Origin of the sequence: Affinundibacterium seohonense (genome assembly GCF_014284305.1) — a bacterium.
GTDB lineage: Bacteria > Pseudomonadota > Gammaproteobacteria > Burkholderiales > Burkholderiaceae_D > Undibacterium > Undibacterium seohonense.
Map to the genome: position 1 here is coordinate 1 of NZ_JACOFW010000062.1, position 1505 is coordinate 1505.

A 1505-nucleotide genomic window follows, 5' to 3' on the forward strand; every position below is an offset into this window, starting at 1 on the left:
TCGCTATACATCGTCGCATGTCGCACCGGCCAAGTCATTTCACAGCCAGGGTGGAAAGCATCAGCTAAGCAGAACTCTAGCGCCGAACGGTCAAGCATCGCCGGTTGTTCAGCCAAAGGCACTTCTTCAATGGAACGCGGTGGTTGAGTATCTGGATCATAGTCTGGAATGAATTTGCCTTCTGCCCATTTGTCTAGCATTGCTAATTGAGTCGTGGTTAAGGCTGTCATCGCACGCTCTATCGGGGGCGTTGGCACGTCCATCGCATCACCATAAACCCAAGGCCACAACTTCATTGAGATATCTTTGTCATTCGGATTACGAAATCCGTTCGCTACGGTTCGGCGTAACTCGGTATAAACATCACCCGGTTGTGCCAGCTTACTTAAGTAACTTGGATCCAAAAAATGTTGCGGCATACCATAACCGAAGCCTGCTGCAAAGCCAGCGTTCATCCATTGCAAATCACACAGCGCGGTAAAAATCGGTAGTAGGTCATTCTGAAATGACGGTTGAACTGGTGCAGGCAATTGTCCTGCTTGGATCGCCACATCGGTCATTAAAGCGTACATGGTACGCACAGATTTTTGTTGTGGTCCATAGTTAGGTGGAGCCACCACAACCCAAGCGGGTTCGACTCTTAGTTCCCGATTTCCCAACTTGACTCGTGCAGTCACAGGACCATCGCTCGTATCATCGTACCAGCCATCGTTGTTTGCGAATGTCGTTGGGGGTTTATTGTCAATTGACGCCGATTTTCCTAATCCGCCAAACACCTGGAGGCGTCCGCAAACATCCGTGCGCAACTCACCTAGTGGAACTTCGATTCCTTGGAATTTACCGCCAGTAAATTGAAATTGTTCACCTTGGGTGCTCGGTGTGTCGATGGTACGTGGGCCTGGCACTATCGCGAGATCAGGTCGATTCTGAACACTGGCATTGCGCTGCGTCGAAGCGGGTGCTGTCGCTGCTTCCGGGATGTCGAGAGCGAGTTCAAAGTTGTACCATGCCGCTTTGTGGTTTGCTAACTCAACTGTCCACTCTATTTCGGTACCGTCGCCCATGCGCAACTCGCGAACCACTCTTCCATTACCGTCGTATCCAAAAATTCGAAATTCGGCGACCTCACGTTTTAAAGCGCCGGTACTGTCGCGATAGAAACCTTGTGACTTTGGTGCGGGGTCGACCACTTGTGGCCCGATGTAGAAGCCATCGTCTTTTTCAGAATTGCCAACTCGAGCAATGCCAATTGATGGATGAATTTTCGCGTAAACGATGATCTCGTCCGTCGCATTGATTTCTTTCATGATACCTCCAATGATAGGTGGTGATAGATACCTAGTTTATGAAATTGAGTTGAAACGGGCTCTCATTCTATGTTCCACCTCTTAACTCGCAAAAAAGACTTCAGCGTGGACATGGCAACGATAGCAATTAATATGCCTAACGAAGTTAACGGGGGAAGCTCTGCGGAAAATCGCGATTAATGAAGGGTTAATGCTGTG

The 1505-nt window shown here is 49.1% G+C and carries 1 protein-coding gene; it reads right to left on the minus strand.

Features of this window, described 5'->3' with window-relative positions:
- The coding region (locus H8K52_RS20540; RefSeq protein WP_186924779.1) for a LodA/GoxA family CTQ-dependent oxidase at positions 1-1307 on the minus strand (1307 nt) is incomplete at its 3' end.
- Positions 1308-1505 lie beyond the last annotated feature (198 nt).